Consider the following 1,055-nt stretch of genomic DNA (forward strand, 5'->3'; position numbering starts at 1 on the left):
CCTGAAAACTCACAAGAAGAACCATACAAGTGCATGGTGTTCGCTGCTTCGCAGCTGGGACGCCTTCGGCGCCCCACATGCTGGCGTTATGTTGCTCCAGCATCGTAAACAGGCTATAGATGTAATCTTGAAACATTATTCATAGATACGTCATGACATCAGTCTCTTTTTTTTCTTGCCTTGCTATATTGCTTTTTGCTCCATACTGCAACGCCCTTTCAATTAAGATAACGACATCGAGTGAGGAAGGATTTTTTGTGAAATATTGCTTCACAGACGATCAGGTATTTTTCAAGTATCATCAAATAGTTGTAAACGGTTGTTGTTTTGATAATCTAAAAATCATTGATGATTTTCAGTCAAGTGAATATATCGAATTTGAATATGAAGAAGATAAAAGATCATGTCTATCGTTAGAATCAAGTCAAAGGTTGTTCGTTTTACTAAAGGGTGGTTGGCAATCCGTAATTTCATATAAAAGAAACCTTGAATTACCACAGGATTTCCAATGTGACAGTCCACCTTGCTCCTATATATTTTTTTATGTAGTCTTTGGTATCACTAATTTTCTTCCTGGACAATTTAGTCTTAATAATTTTGACCAACTCCATAATTATTTTAAGATTTACGAGCTACCTAAACATTTAAAATTATTTGATATAGTTTCAATCAGCGGTGTTATTAACGAGTATAATAGAGAAACCGTATTATATGTTGGAGGCAATATATTTATTTCTTGGGATCCTATAAATAATATTTTTTATTTTAGAAGCGGGCAACAAGTTCATGATTCATTCAAGGGTTTGTATAACACAACTATATTAAGAAGGAAAAAATCTTTTTCAGAAATCAAGCCTAATAATATATCAGCATATGGAATACCATCTTTACTTAATCCAGATTTAGGTTTTGAAATGAGGAAAGATTTAAGCATTCAACCATATTCTTACATAAAATAAATTGAGTATTTGATAGACCGCAACATAACAAATGGTTTCAGTTCGTTCCGGGGCTTAGCCCCTCCACCCGACGCCGCCTGCGGCGGCGCCCCTTAT

The 1,055-nt window shown here is 35.1% G+C and carries 1 protein-coding gene; it reads left to right on the top strand.

What is annotated here, in order from left to right:
- Positions 1–152: 152 nt before the first annotated feature.
- Complete coding sequence (locus tag M3P05_RS20395) at positions 153–959, top strand: hypothetical protein (protein WP_249701971.1); 807 nt, start codon at positions 153–155, stop codon at positions 957–959.
- Positions 960–1,055: the final 96 nt, after the last annotated feature.

Origin of the sequence: Parendozoicomonas callyspongiae (assembly GCF_023502345.1) — a bacterium.
Lineage (GTDB): Bacteria > Pseudomonadota > Gammaproteobacteria > Pseudomonadales > Endozoicomonadaceae > Sansalvadorimonas > Sansalvadorimonas callyspongiae.

Bases quoted from the DNA above. Each gene is read 5' to 3' on its own strand.
- M3P05_RS20395 (WP_249701971.1), top strand. From the start codon at position 153: ATGACATCAGTCTCTTTTTTTTCTTGCCTTGCTATATTGCTTTTTGCT.